The following is a 762-nucleotide window of genomic DNA, read 5'->3' on the forward strand; positions in this document are numbered from 1 at the left end:
CATCGCGGCGGCGCTGATCTCACGCTCGTTGGAGCTTGCGCTGCCGAGGCCCCTCGCCGATTTGGTCGGCTTGGGCCGTGGCAGGCCGGCCATGTCGTCGTCGGCCTCGAGCTCTTGGGGCAGCGCGAACGGCGCCACCCTGATCTCGACATTGGTGCGGCCGTCGTCGCGGCGCGTCAGCGTCAGCATCACCGGCTTCTGCTTGTAGAACTGCGTCGTGTCGCCGTCGGGATGTTCGTAGAACACACGCACGCCGTTCGGGACGATCTCGCCGAGATCGGCATTGGGCCAGCGTGCCGCCGTCTCGGGCGTGAGCTTGCGCCAACCGATCGCCGCCATGTCCTTCGTAAAGAACTCCGAGGTCGCATCGAGCGCGCCGGGCGCAATGCAGCCGAGATAGGGCCTTGTTCCGTCGAACACGAGGTCGCTCGCGCCTTCGGGGAACGGCACGTTCGAATAGATTCGGTCGGTCGTGTAGTAGACCACGGACTGGTCTGGCCGGCCGAGGGCCTGCGTGAAGTGAACCGAAAGTCCCTGCCGCCCCTTCTTGAATTTCAGCGTGGTGCTCTTCTCCTCCAGCGGCAGAACATAGGGCACCCAGCCGTCAGCGCTCAGGAGTTTGCGCACCGCCTGCGACGTCACGGCCTGCGGCGTCGGCACGCGATATTCGAGGCGGTAGCGTTCGGGGCGTGAGGTGTCCTCCACCGCGCCCTCGAGACGCGGCAGCGCATGGACGTCGACGATGCCGTCGTCTGCGGCGCC

At 66.7% G+C, this 762-nt stretch carries 1 pseudogene; it reads right to left on the bottom strand.

The features are described from left to right. Nucleotides 1-762: pseudogene (locus tag MOV75_RS40420) on the bottom strand (hypothetical protein); the annotation flags it as partial.

The organism is Bradyrhizobium sp. PRIMUS42, from assembly GCF_023006515.1.
Classification (GTDB): domain Bacteria; phylum Pseudomonadota; class Alphaproteobacteria; order Rhizobiales; family Xanthobacteraceae; genus Bradyrhizobium.